This window comes from Pseudoalteromonas sp. MBR-15, from assembly GCF_053628915.1.
The window spans coordinates 1-22,877 of sequence record NZ_JBRJHH010000016.1; the positions used below are offsets into that span (position 1 = coordinate 1).

At 41.0% G+C, this 22,877-nt stretch carries 17 protein-coding genes; 9 read left to right on the top strand and 8 right to left on the bottom strand.

Features of this window, described 5'->3' with window-relative positions:
* Positions 1–119 precede the first annotated feature (119 nt).
* Both gppA and rhlB read right to left on the bottom strand, forming a co-directional pair.
* On the bottom strand, positions 120–1,613 hold the full coding sequence (gppA, locus tag ACSSVW_RS17815; protein WP_036974452.1) for a guanosine-5'-triphosphate,3'-diphosphate diphosphatase: 1,494 nt from the start codon (positions 1,611–1,613) through the stop codon (positions 120–122).
* Positions 1,614–1,658: 45 nt separating this feature from the next.
* Positions 1,659–2,936, bottom strand: a complete 1,278-nt coding sequence (gene rhlB, locus ACSSVW_RS17820; protein ID WP_036974450.1) for an ATP-dependent RNA helicase RhlB — start codon at positions 2,934–2,936, stop codon at positions 1,659–1,661.
* 90 nt (positions 2,937–3,026) lie between these two features.
* Between rhlB and trxA the strand changes: the two genes are divergently transcribed.
* The 3 genes from trxA to ACSSVW_RS17835 all read left to right on the top strand — a co-directional run bounded on the left by trxA (position 3,027) and on the right by ACSSVW_RS17835 (position 6,341).
* A complete protein-coding gene (trxA, locus tag ACSSVW_RS17825) occupies positions 3,027–3,353 on the top strand; it encodes a thioredoxin TrxA (RefSeq protein WP_036974472.1) in 327 nt (108 codons plus the stop codon).
* A 181-nt stretch (positions 3,354–3,534) separates the two neighbouring features.
* On the top strand, positions 3,535–4,794 hold the full coding sequence (rho, locus tag ACSSVW_RS17830) for a transcription termination factor Rho (RefSeq protein WP_083633683.1): 1,260 nt from the start codon (positions 3,535–3,537) through the stop codon (positions 4,792–4,794).
* 296 nt (positions 4,795–5,090) lie between these two features.
* Positions 5,091–6,341 carry a methyl-accepting chemotaxis protein gene (locus tag ACSSVW_RS17835; protein ID WP_196857512.1) on the top strand — a complete coding sequence of 417 codons (1,251 nt, stop codon included), beginning with the start codon at positions 5,091–5,093 and terminating at the stop codon, positions 6,339–6,341.
* Here ACSSVW_RS17835 and ACSSVW_RS17840 read toward each other — a convergent pair.
* Positions 6,314–9,148, bottom strand: coding sequence for a tetratricopeptide repeat protein (locus ACSSVW_RS17840; RefSeq protein WP_196857511.1), 2,835 nt, complete (start codon positions 9,146–9,148; stop codon positions 6,314–6,316). The genes ACSSVW_RS17835 and ACSSVW_RS17840 overlap by 28 nt on opposite strands.
* Positions 9,149–9,308: 160 nt before the next feature.
* Here ACSSVW_RS17840 and ACSSVW_RS17845 point away from each other — a divergent pair, with 160 nt between their 5' ends.
* Entirely contained in the window at positions 9,309–9,890 is a 582-nt protein-coding gene (locus ACSSVW_RS17845) for a DNA-J related domain-containing protein (RefSeq protein ID WP_454179850.1), read from the top strand.
* A gap of 2 nt (positions 9,891–9,892) precedes the next feature.
* Here ACSSVW_RS17845 and dbpA read toward each other — a convergent pair whose 3' ends face one another.
* A complete protein-coding gene (gene dbpA / locus ACSSVW_RS17850; protein ID WP_036974444.1) occupies positions 9,893–11,281 on the bottom strand; it encodes an ATP-dependent RNA helicase DbpA in 1,389 nt (462 codons plus the stop codon).
* Positions 11,282–11,462: 181 nt separating this feature from the next.
* Between dbpA and ACSSVW_RS17855 the strand changes: the two genes are divergently transcribed.
* Entirely contained in the window at positions 11,463–12,419 is a 957-nt protein-coding gene (locus ACSSVW_RS17855; RefSeq protein ID WP_196857509.1) for a tetratricopeptide repeat protein, read from the top strand.
* 280 nt (positions 12,420–12,699) lie between these two features.
* Here the strand turns inward: ACSSVW_RS17855 and ACSSVW_RS17860 are convergent, their stop codons facing one another.
* The gene (locus tag ACSSVW_RS17860) at positions 12,700–14,658 is read right to left on the bottom strand and encodes an alpha/beta hydrolase family protein (protein ID WP_454179851.1); all 1,959 of its coding nucleotides are present in this window, start codon (positions 14,656–14,658) and stop codon (positions 12,700–12,702) included.
* 110 nt (positions 14,659–14,768) lie between these two features.
* Positions 14,769–15,674, bottom strand: coding sequence for a DUF808 domain-containing protein (locus tag ACSSVW_RS17865; RefSeq protein ID WP_454179852.1), 906 nt, complete (start codon positions 15,672–15,674; stop codon positions 14,769–14,771).
* A gap of 155 nt (positions 15,675–15,829) precedes the next feature.
* Here ACSSVW_RS17865 and ACSSVW_RS17870 point away from each other — a divergent pair, with 155 nt between their 5' ends.
* The 4 genes from ACSSVW_RS17870 to ACSSVW_RS17885 all read left to right on the top strand — a co-directional run bounded on the left by ACSSVW_RS17870 (position 15,830) and on the right by ACSSVW_RS17885 (position 19,029).
* Positions 15,830–16,114, top strand: a complete 285-nt coding sequence (locus ACSSVW_RS17870; RefSeq protein WP_227006855.1) for an MliC family protein — start codon at positions 15,830–15,832, stop codon at positions 16,112–16,114.
* 85 nt (positions 16,115–16,199) lie between these two features.
* Entirely contained in the window at positions 16,200–17,666 is a 1,467-nt protein-coding gene (gene ubiD / locus ACSSVW_RS17875; protein ID WP_036974440.1) for a 4-hydroxy-3-polyprenylbenzoate decarboxylase, read from the top strand.
* Positions 17,667–17,753: 87 nt separating this feature from the next.
* The gene (gene fre / locus ACSSVW_RS17880) at positions 17,754–18,467 is read left to right on the top strand and encodes an NAD(P)H-flavin reductase (RefSeq protein WP_075594385.1); all 714 of its coding nucleotides are present in this window, start codon (positions 17,754–17,756) and stop codon (positions 18,465–18,467) included.
* Between the two features lie 145 nt (positions 18,468–18,612).
* Positions 18,613–19,029: a CBS domain-containing protein gene (locus ACSSVW_RS17885; RefSeq protein WP_036974436.1), complete on the top strand. Its 417-nt coding sequence runs from the start codon at positions 18,613–18,615 to the stop codon at positions 19,027–19,029.
* A gap of 23 nt (positions 19,030–19,052) precedes the next feature.
* Here ACSSVW_RS17885 and add read toward each other — a convergent pair whose 3' ends face one another.
* Complete coding sequence (gene add / locus ACSSVW_RS17890) at positions 19,053–20,054, bottom strand: adenosine deaminase (RefSeq protein WP_065978891.1); 1,002 nt, start codon at positions 20,052–20,054, stop codon at positions 19,053–19,055.
* Between the two features lie 102 nt (positions 20,055–20,156).
* Positions 20,157–22,853 (bottom strand): CHASE domain-containing protein, encoded by a 2,697-nt coding sequence (locus ACSSVW_RS17895; RefSeq protein WP_036974432.1) that lies wholly within the window; start codon positions 22,851–22,853, stop codon positions 20,157–20,159.
* Positions 22,854–22,877: the final 24 nt, after the last annotated feature.

The following is a 22,877-nucleotide window of genomic DNA, read 5'->3' on the forward strand; positions in this document are numbered from 1 at the left end:
GATCCGAATTCAGATCAACTGTTTTTTTACGTTTTTATGAAAAAAATGACTGTTCGTGCAAAATACGAACGAAACGGGTAAAAACAATACTAAAAAAGGCCCTGAAGGGCCTTTTTTAGTTATTTGATTATGAGCTTCCAACCAACTTTCGCTTGTAACTTGGACTCTAGTTGTAGCTCACTTGCCATTAGTGGGTGATATTTTAACCAATCACTATCAAATGTCAGTATAAGCGCATTTTTATCTACACTTAGACCTAGCGCTGGTAATACATCGTCTTGGCGACGCATCGATAAGATCACTGCGATCCGAATGATACGTGTTAGGCATTCAGCTAATTGCTCATTACACCCTAGATATGCAAAGCTATTTTTTGCAAGATCAGCCCGGTGCCCATTCGCTACTGCTGTAATAAGTTTATGCTCTGACTGTGAAAAGCCAGGCATGTCTGTGTTTTCTAATATATAGGCCGTATGTTTATGGTAAAGCTTATATTCGATTAGCAAACCAATCTCATGCAATTTTGCCACAGTCTTTAACAGTGCAATCGCATTACTATCCATTGATTGCCATTGGTTCATTACACTTATTGCCAGTTGTTCCGCAAGTTGCGCTACTCGGCACGCTTGTTTTTGATCAACATGGTAACGATTCATTAAACCATCAACGGTGCGTTTGCGAATATCATGATTATGTAGCTCAGGCACCATGCTATATAACACACCTTCACGCAATGCACCGCGCGCAAGCCCCATTTGCTTTATTTCTAACGATTCAAATAAAGCAATAAGAATTGCAAGTCCAGATACAAACACTAAACGACGCTCTTCACTAAGACCAGGTAATTCAAGATCAGCAATGGTGTCAAACGTGACTGACTGTTCTTTAATTGCTAACAGTTTATCTAGCGTTAGTAACTCATCCTGGTTTTGCGCAACCATAATCTCTTGAATGGCTTGAACTGTACCGGATGCACCACTGGCAATCTCCCATCCAGCAGCTTTATATTCAGGTACAATATCTTCAACAACATCTCGCGCTGCTTTAATAGCGGTATTGAAATTTTTGTTACTAAGCTTTTGATCTTTGAAATAGCGCTCAAGGAAAGTGACACACCCCATGTTGAGGCTCTTATAATGCAACGCGTCAAAACCTTTTCCAATGACAACCTCAGTGCTTGCTCCACCAATATCAATAACCAGCTGTCGACCACCACATGAAGATGTATGAGCAACCCCTTTATAGATAGTCTTTGCTTCTAACTCGCCACTTATAACATTGATTTTATGGCCAAGGATTTTCTCAGCTTTTTGTTGAAATACATCGGCATTAATAGCAAGGCGCAGTGTTGCGGTTGCAACAATGGTGATATTTTTCTTTGGTATATCTTGTAAACGTTCAGCGAACAAGGCGAGGCATTCCCAGCCTCGTTGCATGGCTTCAGTACTTAGAACATTGTTTTCATCAAGTCCTGCTGCTAGCCTTACTTTGCGTTTGACTCGGCCAATAGTTTGTAGGCCGCCAGCCATCGATTTGGCAATCAGCATATGGAAGCTGTTTGATCCTAAATCGATAACTGCATACACATTTTTTTGCGGTTGAAGTTGCCCCACCGTTCAAAAACCTCTAGTTACTACTACGTCTTAAACAACGGCCAGTTATGATGACCGTGATTTTTGGTAACTATTATTTGGTCGACGTCCGTTGTTATTACGATTACGTGGGCCTGTTGAATAGTTCCGCTTTTTCTGAATAGTAGGCTTTGTTAAATCATCAAGCAATGCACTTTTATCATAATGTGATAATGGAATGCTGTGCTCTATGTATTCTTCGATTTCGTGAAGATTATAAGCATACTGTTCGCAGGCAAAGCTGATTGCATGGCCTGATGCGCCAGCACGTCCTGTACGTCCAATTCGGTGTACATAGTCTTCACAATCATCTGGCAAATCAAAATTAAATACGTGACTTACTTCTGGAATATGTAAACCACGCGCTGCAACATCGGTCGCAACTAAAAAGTCTAAATCACCTTTGGTAAATTGCGCCAGAATTGACTGACGTTTTTTCTGGTTAACATCACCAGTCAATAACCCAACGCGATGCCCATCCGCCTTCATCCACGCATACACGTTTTCACAACTGTGTTTGGTATTTGCAAACACAATGGCTTTTTCAGGCCATTCTTCTTCAATTAAGGTTAACAACAACTTAATTTTATCATCTTGTGATGGATGAAAGAGCTCTTCCTGAATGCGCTTACCTGTTTTCACATCCGGTTCAATTTGTACATGCTCAGGATTAGTCATATGTTCAAATGCTAATTCCTGTACACGATACGATAAGGTCGCTGAAAACAATAAATTTAAACGCTCAGATGCTTCCGGCATACGTCTGAACATATAACGAATGTCTTTAATGAAGCCTAAATCAAACATGCGATCCGCTTCATCAAGCACAACAACCTCAATTTCGTTCAGGGTATAACAGCCCTGCTTATAAAGGTCGATAAGGCGTCCAGTCGTCCCAATTAAAATATCAACGCCTTTTTCTAGTTGTGCACGTTGTTTTTCATAATCTTCGCCACCATATACTAATCCTAAGTTAAGATTACAATGTGGCGCTAAAATTTTTGCATCTTTGTGTATCTGAATCGCCAGCTCCCGCGTAGGGGCCATGATCAGGGCTCTTGGATGTTTACTAGGTGCTTTGCTAGATTGTAATAACCGATGGCACGTGGCCGTTAAAAACGCCAACGTTTTGCCCGTACCTGTTTGTGCTTGACCCGCAATATCACGGCCCTCACAAATAAAAGGTAGGCATTTAGCTTGTATGGGTGTGCAATATTCAAACCCATTTTCGGTTAAACCGGCAACCACTTCCGGTGCGATAGCAAAGTCTGAAAACTTTTTATCGGTCAAATGTGTCTTAGTCATAGCGTTTAAGCATAACGTTTAAACTTGCAATAAGAAACAAGAGTGTTTAAATACGCATTAAATATTTCGCCTAACTTATCGGAGATCGCAATGAGCGAGAAAATTATTCAATTAACTGACGATAGCTTTGAAGCTGACGTACTTCAATCAGACAAACCTGTACTTGTTGATTTTTGGGCAGAATGGTGCGGACCTTGTAAGATGATCGCCCCAATTCTTGACGAAGTAGCAGGCGATTTTGATGGTCGTGTTACCGTTGCAAAACTGAATATTGACCAAAATGCAGGCACACCACCTAAATTTGGTATTCGTGGTATCCCTACACTTCTTCTTTTCAAAGATGGTCAAGTTGCAGCCACTAAAGTAGGTGCCCTTTCTAAGACTCAATTAGTTGAGTTTTTAGAAAACAACATCTAATGAAATAATAAAAAAAGGGCTTTTTGCCCTTTTTTTAGCTTTATTTTGTTTAAAGACTGGACGCCTTGCTAGTGACCTGCTAGTTTATAAAGCCAACTAATCCTTAGTTATACCAACAAACCTCACTCATGTATCAAACGACGATTTTGAGTATGACAATTGTAATAAAGAACCCACCAATATGCATTTACGCGAATTAAAAGACAAGTCTATCAAAGAGCTTGTAAACTTAGCTGAGTCCATGGGGCTCGAAAACGTAGCCCGTTTAAGAAAACAAGACATTATTTTCGCCATTCTTAAAGCACACGCAAAAAGCGGTGAGAACATTTATGGCGGCGGTGTATTAGAAATCTTACAAGATGGTTTTGGTTTCTTGAGATCATCTGAAGCATCTTACTTAGCCGGTCCTGACGATATTTATGTATCTCCGAGTCAAATCCGTCGATTCAGCATGCGTACTGGTGACTCTATTTCCGGTTTGATTCGTCCACCGAAAGATGGTGAACGTTACTTCGCTTTACTGAAAGTAAATGAAGTAAACTTCGATAAACCTGAAAACTCACGCACTAAAATCCTTTTTGAAAACCTTACTCCACTCCACGCAAATGAACGTTTACGTATGGAGCGCGGTAATGGTAGTACAGAAGACATCACAGCGCGTGTACTCGATTTAGCCTCGCCAATTGGTAAAGGTCAGCGCGCACTTATCGTTGCACCACCGAAAGCAGGTAAAACGATGCTTCTGCAAAATATCGCCCAATCGATCAGTTATAACCAACCAGACTGTGAGCTGATGGTATTACTTATCGATGAACGTCCTGAAGAAGTAACCGAAATGCAGCGCCTTGTAAAAGGTGAAGTGATTGCTTCAACATTCGATGAGCCTGCAAGCCGTCACGTTCAGGTTGCTGAAATGGTAATCGAGAAAGCAAAACGCCTTGTAGAGCACAGAAAAGACGTGGTTATCTTACTTGACTCAATTACACGCCTTGCTCGTGCATACAACACGGTAATTCCTTCATCGGGTAAAGTACTAACCGGTGGTGTTGATGCAAACGCATTACATAAGCCTAAGCGTTTCTTCGGTGCGGCACGTAACGTTGAAGAAGGCGGAAGCCTGACAATCATCGCGACAGCGCTTATTGATACTGGTTCGAAAATGGACGAAGTTATCTACGAAGAGTTTAAGGGCACTGGTAATATGGAATTACACTTAAATCGTAAGATTGCTGAAAGACGTGTATTCCCTGCCATTGACTTTAACCGCTCTGGTACACGTCGCGAAGAGTTGCTGACTAAACCTGATGAGCTACAAAAAATGTGGATCTTACGTAAGATCGTACATGACATGTCAGAAATTGATGCGATGGAATTTTTAATTGATAAACTGTCAATGAGCAAAACCAATGACGAGTTTTTCGATTCAATGAAACGTCAATAATCACATTTGAATGTTTTAAGTAAATGCCTGTATTAAACAGGCATTTTTTTTGCCCAAAAGAAGCCCCTTTGATACCATTCGCTGCATTCAATACTCTATTTGAAGCAAGTAATACCCCTGCCTACTCTTTTGTTATTTTGTTGTTCTAAATAAGAAATATCTATCACTGATAACAACCACTGTCACTTAGCCACGTGGGTAAGTGTTATTTCAGGTTAATATAAGTTCATAATATAAATGGAATTTCATTGAAAGCTGTTCTATAAATAATGAGATGAAATGCTTAGGAACACTCAATGACGCGCATTAAAATAGCAATCGCTCTGTTTTTAACAAGCTTACTGGGGTGTATTGCTAGTTTTGCTGTGTTTGATTTCTCTACTTCGGCTCTACTTATACTCAGTCTCTTTATCTGTGGACCGTGGGCAGTAATGATTTATAGTCTCTATTCGACAGACAAGCAGCAGCTGGACTTCTTAAATGACTTTGCGACGAATATGACCGCAGAGCAAGGTATTAACTTCTCCTTTCGTTTTGATGAAAATAACCCTAATTTACCGCAAGCATGCCATGCATTAAATGAAAGTTTAACCACAGTAGAGCACTTGCTCGGAGAGATTTATTGTTCTTCTGCGCGATTGCTCCCTATGGCGGATGCACTAAGAGACACTTATGCCTCTATGACCCAAAAAGCCACGATTCAAGATGCTCACGGTGTCGATCTCGCCATTACAATAAAGCGTACCATTGACGTATCAAGAGAGCTCGATCGAAGTTTAGAGCAAATTTATCATGCGGTTTCTAATGCCACGAATTCCGTAAAACAAACCCGTTTAGACACTGATAAGAGTCAATCAAGTTTATTAAAACTCGCCGATAATATTAATCAAACAAGCCAACAAATTGTTTTGCTCAAGCAAGATAGCGACGCAATAGGTTCTGTGATTGAGGTCATTAATAGTATTGCCGAACAAACTAACTTATTGGCTCTTAATGCCGCCATTGAAGCAGCCCGAGCAGGCGAGCAAGGAAGAGGGTTTGCAGTAGTGGCTGATGAGGTTCGAAACTTAGCTGCACGCACAAGCAAATCAACACAAGAAGTTCGAAATATGGTTGCTAAAATTCAGCATAATACTGAGCAAGCGAATCAGTTGATGCAAAAGGCATTAAAAGAAACAGAGCACACCGTTAAGCTATCTGACGAATCAACACGTGAAACAAATAAAATAGAACAAGCGATGTTAGCCATCGATGCTTTATCAGAAAGTATTCACGCACAAGTTGCACTGCAAAGCCAAATGTCTGATGAAGCACAAGCAAGTATTGACTCTATGGTTGAAATTAACTCAGATGCATTATCCAGCACGCAAATTCAAGCCGTTTCAAGTAAGGATCTCGTTAATCTCGCACATTCAATAGATAATAAGTTGTCGATGTTTAAAGTGACCTACCCTAGCATTGATTTAAAAAAGCGAGTAGACCGCTCACGATTCATCAATGACGAAGAAATAAAACAAGCTCAAGATGGTGATATTGAGCTATTTTGAGCTAAACGTGTGCAGTGCATAAGCTCGAGTAGTTGCGTTACTAAGTGATTAATTTCAAACGCTGTCTTGTTTTTTATGGCCAGCTCGAGTGCTAAAGCACTGTGTGCAATATCATCTAAGGCAAACATTTTTGCAGCCCCTCCAATTCGATGAGCATCTTGTTGTAAGCTCATTAAATCATCCGCTGAGAAATGCTGCTGAATCAAGTCCGCTTCGTAGGCAAAACTATTGATAAAGCTAGTGACAAGATCACGCGTATCGGGCATTGAATTAGCTAGTTGAGAGGTACTTTTACAATGCTTTGCAAGCTGCGTGTAAAACACTTTTTTATCGATTGGCTTAGCAAGATACCCAGTAAAACCCGCTTCTAAATAACCTTCAATTTGGTGGCTAATCGCATTCGCAGTTAATGCGTATACAGGTTGAGTAAAGCCACATTTTTGTAATAGCTTCAATGCGCTTAAACCATCAAGTACTGGCATTTGAATATCGAGTAACACCACATCTGGGAACTCTTTTAAACATTGCTCAACAGCCTGCTCACCATTTTCTGCTGTAATGACTTCTAGCCCCATAGATTCTAAATAACGGCAAATTAAGCGTCTGTTATCTGGGTGATCTTCGGCAAGTAATACTTTGCCTGACAATCCTTTAGAAGCTGAGTGTGTAATCGCTTGATTGTCATCAATATACGCCGCAGGCTCAAGTTCTTTACAGGGTAAGTAAAAAGAGAACTCACTGCCTTTATTCGCCTCGCTCTCAACACTGATGTACCCGCCCATCATCATCGCCAATTGCTGCGACAAGCTAAGTCCAAGCCCAGTACCACCAAAACGACGACTAATACTGTTATCACCCTGACTAAAGCAATCAAAAATTAGTTTCAATTGCTCAGCATTCATGCCAATGCCGGTATCTCTAATGCGAAACACAATGCCTTGCTCGACGCGCGATACATGTAACTCAACTTCTCCTTGCTGAGTAAACTTGATGGCATTCGCGCATAAGTTTATTAATATCTGTTTTACACGCGTAAAATCTAAGTAGCTGAAAAACTGCTCACCAAGTTGATTTTGAAACGCAAATTTTAATCCTTTCTCTTTCGCCTGACCGCTCAGCATAGAATGCACATCTGTCAGTAATTCCACTAAGTTGCCCTCTTCTAAGTTCAACTCAAGTTTATTCGCCTCAATCTTACTAATATCAAGTACATCATTAATAAGCTCTTTTAAGTGATCACTTTGTTTTTGAATAACCGCAAGTTCTTCATTCAACTTCTCAGGCTTATAAAGACCATTCATTAAATGATCGGTTTGACCAAGAATAGCAGTCAGTGGAGTGCGGATTTCATGGCTAATATTGGCAAGAAACTGACTTTTGATATCATTTGCACTACGCAACTGCTCTGCAATTTCTTCAAGTTCTTGGGTGCGCTTAGCCACCATTAAAGAGAGTTGCTCCTTCGCCTCTTTTTCAATCTTGCGTCGGTAAATAGTAATTCCTGTCACAACAATCATTACAAACAAAATGAACAGCATGATCGTTAGCTGGCGTTGTTTAGACATTTCAAGCTCTTGCACATGCTGATGTTGCTTAAGATCGACAATTTCTTGATTTAACTGACTGGCTTGAATTTGGCTTTGTAGTTTACCCAATGATTTTAAAAGCTGTTCATTTTTAGATGCATTCATTTTGCGAACAAAGCTATCAAAGTATGACACTGCACTTTCAAAGTCTCCTTGACCCGCTTTTATCAATGCATGCATACCCAAACCATCGAGTACTCTGAGCTCATCTTTATACTCTTTCGCCATACTAACAGATGTGTTAAGCGTGACTTCTGCTTCAGGTAACTTCCCTTGTAACAGCTCGATTTTCGCTTGTGATAATAACCCCGCTAACTCGAGCCCCTTATTATCAATTTGCTTTGCGAATTTTATCGCTTTTTCCGTGTGACTTAAGGCCATCTCAAGATCGCCCGTTCGCAAGTACACGTTAGCAATGTTACCGTGTCGAGAGGACAGGTAGTATGCATCATTCGTTTCTTGGTAATGGCGCAAAGCACGCTGGTAGTAATGCAATGACAGTTGATACTCACCAAGCTCTGAGTAAGCCACTCCCATATTGCCATAAGATTGAGCGATACCATCTTCATCATTAAGCTTTTGAAAAATAGCCAGTGCTTCTCGATACATATCCAGTGCAATATCGTAGCTAGACAAACGGATATAAATACCCGCTATATTGTGCAAAATATCAGCTTTATCTTGTGCTGTTCCATATTTATCGTAAATCGTTTTCGCTTGTTTATAATAATCAAGCGCTTGATTCATATTAAACATATTGAAGTAAGCAAGACCAATATTACTCAAAAGATTAGCTTCAGAAATTGGCTGCTCCATATTTCTTGCAACACTCAAGGCTCGCATATACGCACTCACGGCTTGCTGCATTAACCCTTGATAATAATAGGTCACACCTTGCATTTTAAGAGCTTGAAAATAACGTTGTGGATGCTCTTCAAAAGAGGTTGATGTTGCAGCCAGTTGATAGTGTTCCACTGCAGCAGAGAAATTATCTTTCTCTAGTGCAAAGTCAGCTAACTGTAGATAAACCTCTAATTTTTCATCGGATGTGATATTAGGTGCGGCTAGCAGCTTTATTGAAAGTTGTTTTTTCTCATCCCATTGCTGTGATTGCGTAAACTGCTCAAACAATGAGTGAGATGAAAAACTAGGAGACGTAAAAAACAAACAGACACACGCGAGCGTTGAATAAAGCAAGCTGAGGCGCAATGTGATGTACATATGTTTATATCCCTAAAAATCAACCAAGCGTGCATTAGCAGAACTCGCTAAAGCATCGCCAAATGCATTCCTTTAAACCTAAAACATGATCGTAGTTTCAATAACGCAGCTGTGTTAGCGTATATACTTTAAGATTACACTAAACATTGGCCTACGAACAATGGTTAACCCACTGATTGATGAGATTTTTTACCTTCTTCTACGACAGTCTACTTGGAAGGTGCATACGCTAGCCAGCGCGCTGGGAGAGACGAATTATCTTAAGCAACTCGATGAAGACCCGCAAAAAGACCTCTTTAAACGTAATTTTCTAATTATGAACGGATTGTATCAGTTACAAGCACAGCTAGCCCCGACCCAGCGATTAGAGATTGCATCGCTTCATATAGAGCTTATAGATACATGCCCTACAGACCGTCCAGAAAAAGACGATCCGCTAAGAGCATATTATTTAGATTGGCAAAACTATGACACGTCACGAGACGTCATTGATGCATTACTTGACCAATTTTGGCAACGTTTTAGCACACACAATCGCTTCTGTCTTACTCAAGTATCAGCTGAGCAACTTTACCCGATCATACAACACTGGCAACTCCCTGCAGATTATTCATATAGAGAGCTGCAAAAACGGTGGCGACAACTCGCCTTAAAGTATCACCCTGATCGACAAGGTTCTGCTACCAAGTTCAAAAAAATACGGCAAGAATATGAGCAACTCAAGGCGAATTGCTCACATTAATTTTAGCGCGTTAATCGACGAGCTCGTATTTTACGCTTTTTAATATTACCTTCTGTTAATTTACGCAGAGCAGGCTTAACAGCAGCACGCTCAACAGCAATAAAGGCAACATTATCAAGTACATTTATTTTACCAACTTGGTGTCCCGCGACCCCTTCTTTACCCGTTAGCGCCCCTAAAATATCACCCGCACGAATTTTCTGCTTTTTACCTGCATCAATCATAAGCGTTGCCATTGTAGGCTTATAAGCTGGCTTTTCTAATAAACTAAACGGCGGAATAGGCTCTGGTTCAAAATCTTTTTCATAGTGATCACCTATTTGTGCCACTTTAAACTGCTCAGCTTCACCATAAATTGAACAGGCAATCCCTTTTTTACCTGCACGCCCGGTGCGGCCCACACGATGCACATGTGTTTGAGGGTCATGTGCTAAGTGGTAATTCACCACCATATCCATATCATTAATATCAAGCCCGCGTGCAGCAACATCCGTCGCGACCAAAATTGAGGCGCTTTTATTAGAAAAACGAATTAATGTACGTTCTCGTTCTCGCTGTTCTAAATCACCATGTAATGCGACGGCACTAAATCCTTCAGCAAAAAGGTCATCACAAATTTGCTGAGTCTCAACTTTCGTGTTGCAGAACACCACACAACTTTCTGGCTGAAACTTTAACAGTAAAAGTTTTAAAGTATTAAAGCGCTGCTTGTTATTATCAAGTTTGTAAAAGTACTGTTTTATTGTGCTCTTTGCCTGCTCTTCTTCAACTTTGATCGTCTCAGGATTGCTCAATACACGCTCTGCAATTGCTGCTATTGATTTCGGATACGTCGCACTAAACAATAATGTTTGACGCTGGGCTGGAATGCATTCAACAATCGCATCTAAGGTATCTTGAAAACCCATGTCGAGCATTTGATCGGCTTCATCAAGCACTAAAGTTTCAACATCATCTAAGCGCAATGTTCCTTTACGAATATGGTCATCGACCCGCCCTGGTGTACCTACGATAATATGTGCACCATGTTCAAGCGAACCAATTTGCGGTCCAATTGATACGCCACCACACAAAGTAAGTACTTTAATATTGTGAATACTACGCGCTAACTTACGGACTTCTTCTGCAACCTGCTCAGCTAATTCACGCGTTGGGCAGAGAATTAATGATTGGATTCGAAAACGTTTAACATTTAATTTAGCCAGCACGCCTAAACTGAATGCAGCGGTCTTCCCTGAGCCAGTTTTAGCTTGGGCAATAATATCTTTTCCTTGCAAAATGACCGGCAAACTTTGCGCTTGCACTGGCGTCATTTGTGAATAACCTAAGGTCGATAAATTATCGATTAACTCTTGCGGCAAAGCCAACGATGAAAAAGCAGTAGCAGTCACAGTAACATTCCAAACTTGATAGTGGAGGGATATCCTCGAAGATTCAGAGGATCATAGCAGAGAATGGGTTTATTCTCTAAGTGAAAAGCCTTTCATACTGAAATTCATATTTGGTTACAGTTTGCATCTTTATAACTTGCTGCATTTGTTCTAGTTTGTAGTTATTACCAAGGAAGACACTATGCTACTTTTTAATACTGCTGCTGCTGATGTTTTTTACAAACAACCTAAAACATGCCCCCACTGTCAAAGCGAGCATTATTCATTAACCAATCACAGCAAGATACTGCGTTTTACTATTTTGCCAGTTATCCCACTATCAATCAGTTATCAGCGCCAGTGTGATGATTGTGGCTATATGACTCCCGTGTCTTGGTACGCACTTCCTACTTTAGAAATGCTCTCGATTATTAAGTACTTTGCCGGCGTGTTACTTTTAGGCTATTTTTTAATTCAAACTGTGCTTGGTGTTCATCAACAAACTACGAACGAAGTTAGTTATATAAATAAGCCAAAACTGTTCGACACGTATTTTGTCCACGCTGACAAATTTACCGACACCCCAAAACGGATTAATAATTTAAAAGTGGCACAACTGGTTGAATTTGATAATGACAACATGACCTTTCGTGTCGGTAATTACACCTACAAATATAATAAAGACATTGAAATTGCTATGCGCACAAGCATGTTGGTCCAAGATAATTATTTCTCAAGTAAAACCATGACCTTTCGCAAAGAACAAATACAGCAATTTTATGAAGACAACAGCATTTACAAAATCATGCGCCCTGAGCTTTATAGCTTATTCGGAGGCTTTGTAATGCACCCACCAAAGCCGAAACCCTTATATACCGGCGTAAAGCTTGATAAGCACAATCAAGAAGGTATCACTTATTTTAAAGATGGGCTTTACACAGAAGCGCTAGACAGTTTTACGCTTTCTGCAGAGGGGGGTTATTCGTGGGGGCAACTTAACTTAGGGCAAATGTATCGCGATGGTCAAGGCACTCAAAAAAGTCTAGAAAAAGCGGCCTATTGGCTCAATAAAGCCACACAACAAGGCAACCTCAAAGCTAAAATTGAACTTGCTGAATTATGCCTAAGCTACGACTGCAGTAATTTAAACACAAATTAAATCCACTTTTTATAACATCCAATAAAGTAAACCAATGAATAACAAACGCATTGGTTATTTACATCAAAAAGGTTACGTTATAGCATATTTTAATTAGTACATAATGAAGTATAGATAGAAAGAGCAAAATAACTCTCCTGCTTTATTTTAGGGGTTCTATGAGTGCCAGAAGACAAACACCTTTGGGTTTATATAGCTTAAAGGAACACCCTGCACATTAGCACGCTTACGTTCCCGTGCTAATTTCTTGCCGGCGAGGTTTCTCGCCGGCACTTTTTATTTATAGTTTTAAATGTTTATCTAAGAACGCCAATACCTTTTTGTAGTAAAGAGTACGGTGCTCCTCTTTATAAAAACCATGACCTTCATCATCAATAATGGTGATTTCATAAGGGTGCTTTGCTTTTTTTAGTGCGGCCTCTAAAGATTCTGCTTGTTCAATAGGTGCACGTTCATCCTCACCACCATGAACAATAAGTACCGGCGCTTTTAGCTTATCTATATTGTAAACAGGTGAAAACGCTCTTAGCTGTACTTCATCTGTACCAATCACAGTTTTTAAGTAATTAATCCCACTTCTGCGCTCTTGTGTATCACCTTCTTCATACATTAGTGGTAAATCATAAACCCCCATTAAGCCAATCACACATTTGAACATATCGGGCTCTAAAACGGCGCTTTGTAATGCTGAGTAGCCACCAAAACTAGTTCCCATAATACAGATGTTATCTTTAGCAACAGTACCATCAGCAATAAGCAAATTTATACCATCAATAATATCGTACTGAACATTTTGCCCCCACTGACGATAGCCAGCTTCCTGGAAATTCATCCCAAATCCTTCAGACCCACGAAAGTTAACCTTAAGTACAGCAATACCCTTATTCGCTAACATTTGTACTTCAGGATCATAACCCCAATAATCGCGTGCTATTGGACCACCATGCGGCAATACTACCAGCGGTAAGTTCTTTTCAGCCATGCCATTTGGCACCGTCAGATAAGCTAGTATGGTCAAGCCATCACGACTTTTAAAACGTAGTGGTGTAGTTTGCGCCATATCATCTTGATTGATCCAACTACGAGCAGAGAATAATACTTGTAACTTATTACTGCTCGCATCGTATAGGTAATATTGGCCGGGGTTTATATCACTGGAAGCAAAAATAATATTTTTTATACCATCTTTAGTACTACTAATCAGTTGTACTTGGCTCCCAGGTAACGCTGCCAACATGTCTTTAAGGCGTTGTGATTTTGCTGCGTTATTATCAACAAACGCATAGCTCGGGTAGTCAGCTTCAACCTCTATCGCAAATAACTCTTTGCTAACTTCATCAACCCAAATATGTGAAGGAGAAACATATTTATCTTGAAAGATTTTCGTTACTTCTTTAGTTTTAAGGTTAATTTTAATTAGGCTTTCTGCTTCTCCACCTTTTGATGCTGTGGCATAGACAGATTCCCCTGACTTATCAAACGCCTTAAGTGTAATATCTGTGTAGTTAACACCTTTTAAGTCAAACTCTTTCCAAAAGCCACCATCAGCTTCTCTAATATGTAGGGTAGCATTTAGGTAATCATCACTAGATACTGCAACACGTACATTACCATCATGATCTGTTAAAAAGCGCCCCATAGGTGCTGGAGAACGGGTTATCAAAGTACGTAACCCACGATAAACATCCACTTCATAAACAACGGTGGTTGGTTCATTACTCGCTGTCCAAGGATAAGTCACAACTAAGACTTTTTTATCATCATTCAGTAATGGATCTAAGAGATATGAAGTACCTTGCACCGGAGTTTGTTTTTTTAAGCGGGAGCCTGTTTGCTGCTCGCCATGATAACCAATAACATATTTACCACGGCTACCATCAACATTTACGGCAAATAATTCACCGTAATAAATAGGGGTATCTTGCCAGCCTTTTAAATATTCTTTTTCTAGAATAACGCGTTCGTTATTAACCCAATGGTATTCACCGACTTGTGCGTTATCAGGAAAAGTCACTGCATGGGTCACAGCAAACTTTGTTACATCGACAAATATAAGTGAATTCTTACCTTCATGCTTTTTAATTGCAGCAATATAGCTGCCATCTGGTGAGATAGTAACGCGGCTAAACTCACTGCCTTTGCTGAAGTCTTCTACTGAAAGTTTTACAGGTTTAGCTAAGCTGATAAACGACATTAAAGATAATGCCATCCCCAGTATAATAGCGAGGTATCGAGACATGATTAACTCCATTTAACTATTTATTTTTATTTTTATAACTTAGTAAGAATAAAACAAAGCCCCTATTCAAGCTACAAAAAATTAACAATAATGGTCTAATATACTTCTTTTTACTGACGAACTTTGTGCCACAACTCAACCACTAGCACCACCACAATCCCCGCAGCGACGCCAAGCAAACCATCGAATAAAATCGGTGTAACAACTTCCCCTGTTTTACCAAGATAAGTAAGTGCAAACTCACTCACGCCTTGCTGAGCGTGATGTAACACAGGTATGCCGTGAACGAGTATGCCACCACCAACCAAAAACATTGCAACTGTACCTGCGAACGCTAAAAAACGCATCAACTGAGGGGCTGCCGCGACTAAAAAGGTGCCTAATAACTGTTTAAATTTCCCGCCTGTTTGCTGGGCTTTTTGCAGCAAATACAAACCGGCATCATCAAGTTTTACAATGCCTGCAACGAGACCATAAACGCCGATAGTCATAATGATTGCAATAACCGTTAACACCAATGCTTGATTAACCAGTGTTGCACCAGCAACAGTGCCCAAGGTTATAACAATAATTTCGGCTGAGAGGATAAAGTCCGTGCGAATAGCCCCTTTCACTTTCTGTTTTTCGTATTCGTGCAAGTCTTGATGTTCGATGACAGATTCATCTTCAGCTTTTGTGTGATCAAACAGCTTTTCAATAATTTTTTCAGCACCTTCAAAACACAAAAATAAGCCACCTATCATTAAAAGCGGCGTGATAAGCCAAGGTAACCACACACTAATCAATAATGCGGCAGGCACCAGTATCGCTTTATTGATAAACGATCCCTTTGCAACAGCCCAGACTACGGGTAATTCTCGATCAGCCGTGACCCCAGTTACTTGTTGCGCATTGAGTGCTAGGTCGTCACCCAATACCCCTGCTGTTTTTTTAGTTGCGACTTTACTCATCGTCGCAATATCATCTAAAAGCGTTGTAATATCATCAAGTAAGGTTAATAAGTTAGTCCCAGCCATAGCAGCTCCTTGCCCATTAATTTCAATAACAACATAACTTATCCTGGTATTTTCACCAACGGTTAATTTTTCTTTGTTAGGCTTATAAATCCACACCATCTGAAGAAACACATTTCCAATGGTTTGGGTAGATTCATTAAAACAGGGGTGTTTCCATGATTAAGCCACTTACTTTAGGGCTCGCTTTAGTCACCTTGTGTGCTTGTGCCGAGCAAAGTGCGCCAAACAATTATAAGTGCGATGAAGAAATCGCGAGTATTACCGACATCAATGAAGAGCAAGCAACACTTTCATTTCAACAAGAGTCTTTTTTACTAAGCCGACAAGTCAGCGCCTCGGGTGTAAAGTACAGTAATGACACCGTACTTTTTTGGTCTAAAGGTCCTGAGGCTATGCTCATTTTGAGAGGTAAAAAATACCACTGTGCTCTCGCCCAATAAAACAGCGAATTCTCCCTGCTAAATTAGCTTAAAGATTGATTTTGAGTATAATAGCGACAGTTTTTTCAGCGTTTAAGCGACCAAAATGAAATACAAAGATCTTCGCGAATTTATCGAGTTATTAGAACAAAAGGGTGAACTAAAGCGGATCAAACAAGAGATTGATCCCTACCTAGAAATGACCGAAATAGCCGATCGCACCTTACGTGCTGAAGGCCCTGCCCTATTATTCGAAAATCCAAAAGGCCACTCAATTCCTGTACTTGCCAACTTATTCGGAACACCCAAGCGTGTTGCGATGGGTATGGGGCAAAATGATGTGAGTGAACTGCGCGAAGTCGGTAAGTTACTGGCCTTTTTAAAAGAGCCTGAGCCACCAAAAGGAATTAAAGAGGCGCTAGGTCAAATCCCCGTATTTAAACAAGTGTTAAATATGCCAGCTAAGGAAGTTAAAAAAGCAGCGTGCCAACAAGTGATTCTTGAAGGCGATGACGTTGATTTAACAAAACTGCCTATTCAACACTGTTGGCCGGGTGATGCAGCACCACTTATCACATGGGGTCTGACGGTCACCAAAGGACCTTATAAAAAGCGCCAAAACCTAGGTATCTACCGTCAGCAATTATTAGGTAAGAATAAAATCATTATGCGCTGGTTATCTCACCGTGGTGGCGCGCTTGATTTCCGTGAGTGGTGCAAAGAACACCCGAACGAGCCATACCCAGTGTCGGTAGCCCTTGGCGCAGACCCTGCCACTATTCTTGGCGCGGTAACACCTGTACCAGATACACTCAGTGAATACGCATTCGCAGGCCTGTTACGCGGTAGTAAAACCGAAGTGGTTAAATCTATTTCCAATGACTTGCAAGTGCCTGCAACAGCTGAGTTTATCTTAGAAGGCTATATTATGCCGGGTGAAACAGCCCCAGAGGGCCCCTACGGTGACCATACAGGCTATTACAATGAGGTAGATGAGTTTCCTGTTATGACAGTGACGCACATCACGCATCGTGAAAATCCAATCTACCATAGTACTTATACAGGTCGCCCACCTGATGAACCCGCGGTATTAGGCGTGGCATTAAACGAAGTCTTTGTGCCTATTTTACAAAAGCAATTTCCAGAAATTGTCGACTTCTATTTGCCCCCAGAAGGCTGTTCATATCGTATGGCTGTCGTGACCATGAAAAAACAATACCCAGGCCACGCAAAACGCGTAATGATGGGTGTGTGGTCATTTCTTCGCCAGTTCATGTATACAAAGTTTGTCATTGTCTGTGATGACGATGTAAATGCACGTGATTGGAATGACGTGATCTGGGCGATAACCACACGCATGGATCCTGCCCGTGATACCACACTGATTGAAAATACACCGATTGACTATTTAGACTTTGCATCACCCGTCTCTGGCCTAGGCTCAAAAATGGGAATGGATGCGACAAATAAATGGCCTGGAGAAACCGATCGGGAATGGGGTGAGCCCATTGTAATGGACCCAAAAATTAAAGATCGTGTTGATGAAATATGGGACAGCTTAGATATTCTCTAAGCTGTGTCTGTGATAAACTGCTCAAAAATTAACGGTTGTGAGCGCACTCGCAATCGGTTATGCGTCTCTGCTTTATAAAGGTAAACTATGCAAACATTACTCGCTGACGTTGTTGCGATCAGCCCGCTTACAGACCACGTACATAAGGTCATTTTGAAACCACAGCAACCTGTGTCATTCGAGGCAGGCCAATATATGCAACTTGTATTAGGCGAAAAAGATAAGCGTGCCTTTTCAATTGCTAGTCGCCCATCGCAAACTGAGCAAATTGAATTACACATAGGCGCATCAGGTGCGGATTCATATGCAATGCAGGCACTTGAACACTTACGTCACGCTCATACAGAACAACAACAGGTTAACGTTGAAGTTGGTTTAGGTGTGTCGCAACTTCGCACTGAAGGCGAACGCCCTATCATTTTATTAGCGGGCGGTACGGGCTTTTCGTATGCAAAATCGATGGCTGATCACCTAGCTGAAATAGGCTGTGATCGCCCCGTGTTGTTTTACTGGGGTGTGCGTGAAGAATCGGCTCTTTATGCCCATGACGAAATGCAAGCTTGGGCTGAGAGTAACCCTCACTTTCAATACATTCCCGTTGTTGAAAATGCCCCTGCAAGTTGGTCTGGCAAAACAGGCTTTGTTCACAAAGCGGTCATGGCTGATATAGTGTCTCTTGAGCCATACGATATATATATGGCTGGCCGTTTTGACATGATTGGCATTGTGCGTGATGACTTTATTGCACATGGTGCAGTTCGTGAAAACATGTACGCAGATGCATTTGCATTTATAAAGTAAGTGATCCTTTCTTGCTATGAAGGCACCCAGTTTACTGGGTGCCTTTTTTATTTATTTTAACTCACACTTAAATCCGTATAACGATTTCACAAACTGCATTTCCTTGACCATACTTTATGTAGAATAATGATGGGGAGAGACCCAAATGCTAAATACAAAAGTACAAGATTTTATGCAACGTAAGTTGCCACATATTACACCCGAAACCGAAATGACCACCGCCATTAGCGAGCTGCAAAAGTTTAAACTATTAGGCGCGCCGGTGTTTGATGATAATAAAGCTTTGGTTGGCTTTATTTCTGAGCAAGAATTACTACAACCACTAATGCAAAACAGTTATTTCTGCGATGGTGTGGTAAAGGTGAAACAGCTAATGCGAACAGATGTCGTCACCGTGAGTATTGATCAAAATATCATTGAGCTTGCCGACGGCATGAAGACCGGCAAACCCAAAAACTACCCAGTTGTTGAAGGTAACAAAGTGGTTGGCATGATCAGCCGTGGCGATGTGCTCAAAGCACTTTATGAGAACTATGTCTCGTGCCAAGAGCATCAAGTATAAGTTTTGTAGCTAGCTGCTGCTCATTAGCGGTTTGCAGCTAACTCTCTTAAAGCGGCTTTATCGGCATTACTCAAATAAGCAATTTCAAGCGCATTCGCTTGTGCTTTTTCTATGTCTGTTTGGGTTAAGCCCGCAGCGGGCGCAGCGACACGATACTCATGTTCAATTTCAATGCCTTCCACGGCGGGATCATCCGTATTAATTGACGCCAAAATACCGTGATCTAAAAATGTTTTTAAAGGATGACTTGCCAATTCAGCCACTGTGCTGGTTTGAATATTACTGGTTAAACAAGATTCAATTCCGATGCGGTTATCGCGTAAATAGTCCATAAGTTTTGGATCTTCAATGGCTTTTACGCCATGCCCAATACGCGTCGCACCCAGCTGATTTATTGCCTGCCAAATACTGTCACTGCCTCGCGCTTCACCAGCATGAATCGTCGCGGCCAAATAAGCATCGTGTACTTGCTTAAAATGGTTAACAAACAACTCTCCGGGAAACCCCATTTCATCTCCAGCTAAATCAACCGCCACAAGATCGTTTTTAAATGCAAGCAGTGCATCAAGTTCTTGTTGGCAAATTTCAGTCCCGTACGTACGTGACATAATACCAATCAAATTCACTTTAATCGGGGCACCTTGGCAAGCACTTTTAACACCATCAACAACCGCTTCCACAACACCTTGTGGATGTAAGCCTTGGCTTTGCGCCATGTAATAAGGGCTAAAACGCAGCTCAACATAATCAAGCTTTTGTGCTAATGCATCTTCAACATTTTCGACTGCGATACGACGACACGCATCGTAATCTCCCAGCACTTTTACACCCCAATCAAGCTTTTGTAAAAACGCCACTAAATTAGGTTCAGGGTCAATCACCTGTACGTGCGGAATAAGTGCGTCAATATGGTCTGCCGGTAGCGCAAGATTAAACTGTCGACCCAAGTCTAAAATTGTCTGTGGTCGAACATTACCATCAAGGTGGCGATGAATATCAAGCAAAGGAAGTGTGTTGTTGATCATAATTGGCACTCAGTTCAGTCAGTTTTCGCGGATCATACGTACCCGCGTTGATATTTCAAGTTTAGATGATTTTATTTACTTTATTGAGGTCAATTGTCTGCATTAATTCACTGATTTATTTTGTAAGTGATACCACAAGGTTTTAAAGAGTTTATCGGCATCAATGGGTTTCGTTAAATATCCATCCATGCCACTGGCCAACCCTTTTTTCAAATCATCATCATGCGCATTCGCTGATAAGCCGATAATTGGCAGGTCATTTATTAATAATTCATTACGAATAACTTGCGTTGCTTGCAAGCCATCCATATTCGGCATCTGAATATCCATGAGTACTAAATCATAACTCTTTTCGCTAATCATCTTAATTGCTTCGTGACCGTCTTTGGCAACATCGGGAAGGCAGCCTTTTGTTTTTAAAATAGCGCATGCCACATGCTGGTTAAGCGGGTTATCTTCCACTAATAAAATAGCCACATTCGCAAATGAAATCGCCGAAATGTCAATTTCTGATAGCACGTCATCCGTGTGGATGACAGCCTCTAAAGGCGACTCAAACGGCACTGTGAATGTAAAGGTAGAGCCTTGCCCTTCAACACTCGTTAGGCTTATGTCTCCGCCCATTAAATCAATAAGCTTTTTACAAATGCTTAAACCGAGTCCCGTACCGCCAAAGCGGCGAGATGTCGAACTATCGGCTTGAGAGAATGGTTGAAATAGCTGCTCCTGCACCTCTTTTTTAATTCCAATGCCCGTATCAATGACGCTAAAATAAGTCATCTTATTTTCTTGCCAAATTCGTAACGTGATCTCGCCTTCAGGGGTGAACTTAACGGCATTATTAAGTAAATTAAGCAGAATTTGTTTCAACCGAATAGCATCTGTTTGAATCACTAATGATTCACTTCGGTCGTAATCAACCACAAAATTAAGTGAGCGTGAGTTCAGTTCAAACTGCATTAAATTACTGATCTCATTAATTAAGCTATTAATATCGACAGGTTCTTGGTGCAGCTCTAATCGCCCAGCTTCGATTTTCGAAAAATCTAGCACATCATTAAGAACGCGCAGTAACACGTTTAGCGCACCATCTGCTTGTTCGATATAAGCACGGGCTTGCTGCCAATCTTGCTCTTGTAACGCCAAATAATGTAACCCTTTGATACCATTGATTGGGGTGCGGATTTCATGGCTCATATTAGCCAAGAACTCACTTTTAATTTGACTGGCTTTATCGGCTTTTAATTTTTCTTCTCGTAAGCTTTGTGTCTGTTTTGCCACTTGCTGACGAATTTGAATATTCGTGCCCGTCACCGAGATTAAAAACGTAATCAGCAACCATACGAATAACATGCCCACTATTTGCGCAAACCAATACACAAGCCATGAGGATTGCTTAACCGGCTCCCACAGCTTTACTTGCCAAACACGCTCACCAACAATGAAATTAAAATGCGCTATTACCTTTGTACCAACCCGCTGCGGACTGAATATTTCGGTGGGATTATCTCCATCCGTCATATCATAAAAACTGGCATCAATATCGGTGTTTTGGTTGTAGTTAAGCGTTTGTGCCAAAACCTCTAAGTTAACGACAGCCACAACATAACCTTTAAAACCAACCTGGTGGTGTAAATCCGCATACACAGGGTTGAAAAACAGCACTCCCCGTTCATTCCCACCCCCTTGCATGAGCGAAATAGGTTCACTGACGGTGACACTTTTACTCAAGCGCGAATTGGTCAGCGCCTCAAAACGGACCGCACTTGAGGCCAAGTCAAAGCCTTTCACTGCTTCATTTCCAATCAAGGGATGAATGTACTGCACTGGAAAATAAATATCGCGTTTGCTGACAGCTTGCCATTCACCTTCAGTATTTTTTTCTTTTACGTAATAGTCGTCACCTAACTCATCGCGCAGTAAGTTTTCGTAATTACTCAACTGTGAGTGAATGACTTTGGGTGCCCACTCAAATGCCGCTATTTCGGTGCTATCTTGCAATTGTCGAGAGGTAAAGCGCTTAAACTCTCTAAAATCAACGTCATCGCTGCTAGCAAAAAATGTCGCCAGTAACGCTAGATGAGACTGTATTTCACCAACACGGTGTTCTAAATTAGTCTTAATGGCACTTACTTTAGTCTGTTGACGTTGCTCGTCCTTAGCTTTTTTTACACTTGATGCGCCATAAAAGCTGACACAAATAATCATGTAAATCACCAGAGACGGCACAATAATTTGAACACGTTGTTGAATGTGATTGTAACTAAACGCAGCCAGTACCAATGGAGTAAAAATCAGTACACCAATGCTGTCACCAATCCACCAAGCAACAAAATTGTTTAACGCCATATAATGGGGGATCACATCATTGATAACCAATAATGCGGTGCCTGCAGAGGCAGCTATTAAGCTACACAATGGACCGCCAATAATCAGCCCTTGTACGCTTTGTCTTAGCGAAGAAAGTTCGAGTGGATTTTTTACTAAATGGATAATAATGTAATACGCAAGCCAAGCTTGAAAAGTTGAGGCAAGGGTTACACCGATTGCTTGCAGCATTATCTGCCAATGCAAAATGTCGGATACGTTATCTAAATGAATTAAGTTAACCAGAAATGCACCCAGCAAAACCCCAGGGAGTGCTCGGTTTCGGCTGAGTAAAATACTGGCAAGAGCAATACCCGATGGAGGCCAAGCTGCAACAGCATAGCCGTCGATTGCCAGTAAAGAATTGCTTAAATACCCCGTAAAAAAGTAGGCTAGAGCGATACTTATTGTTAACGTAAACGCATTTTTCAAGCCATCACTCCTTAACTGGCAGTC

What these genes read in the sequence shown, in the direction of transcription:
- ACSSVW_RS17885 (WP_036974436.1), top strand. Translation starts at nt 18,613, where the DNA reads ATGCTAAATACAAAAGTACAAGATTTTATGCAACGTAAGTTGCCACAT.
- ACSSVW_RS17865 (WP_454179852.1), bottom strand. Translation starts at nt 15,674, where the DNA reads ATGGCTGGGACTAACTTATTAACCTTACTTGATGATATTACAACGCTT.
- add (WP_065978891.1), bottom strand. Translation starts at nt 20,054, where the DNA reads ATGATCAACAACACACTTCCTTTGCTTGATATTCATCGCCACCTTGAT.
- ACSSVW_RS17835 (WP_196857512.1), top strand. Translation starts at nt 5,091, where the DNA reads ATGACGCGCATTAAAATAGCAATCGCTCTGTTTTTAACAAGCTTACTG.
- ubiD (WP_036974440.1), top strand. Translation starts at nt 16,200, where the DNA reads ATGAAATACAAAGATCTTCGCGAATTTATCGAGTTATTAGAACAAAAG.
- ACSSVW_RS17870 (WP_227006855.1), top strand. Translation starts at nt 15,830, where the DNA reads ATGATTAAGCCACTTACTTTAGGGCTCGCTTTAGTCACCTTGTGTGCT.
- fre (WP_075594385.1), top strand. Translation starts at nt 17,754, where the DNA reads ATGCAAACATTACTCGCTGACGTTGTTGCGATCAGCCCGCTTACAGAC.
- ACSSVW_RS17845 (WP_454179850.1), top strand. Translation starts at nt 9,309, where the DNA reads ATGGTTAACCCACTGATTGATGAGATTTTTTACCTTCTTCTACGACAG.
- rhlB (WP_036974450.1), bottom strand. Translation starts at nt 2,936, where the DNA reads ATGACTAAGACACATTTGACCGATAAAAAGTTTTCAGACTTTGCTATC.
- trxA (WP_036974472.1), top strand. Translation starts at nt 3,027, where the DNA reads ATGAGCGAGAAAATTATTCAATTAACTGACGATAGCTTTGAAGCTGAC.
- ACSSVW_RS17855 (WP_196857509.1), top strand. Translation starts at nt 11,463, where the DNA reads ATGCTACTTTTTAATACTGCTGCTGCTGATGTTTTTTACAAACAACCT.
- ACSSVW_RS17840 (WP_196857511.1), bottom strand. Translation starts at nt 9,148, where the DNA reads ATGTACATCACATTGCGCCTCAGCTTGCTTTATTCAACGCTCGCGTGT.
- ACSSVW_RS17860 (WP_454179851.1), bottom strand. Translation starts at nt 14,658, where the DNA reads ATGTCTCGATACCTCGCTATTATACTGGGGATGGCATTATCTTTAATG.
- rho (WP_083633683.1), top strand. Translation starts at nt 3,535, where the DNA reads ATGCATTTACGCGAATTAAAAGACAAGTCTATCAAAGAGCTTGTAAAC.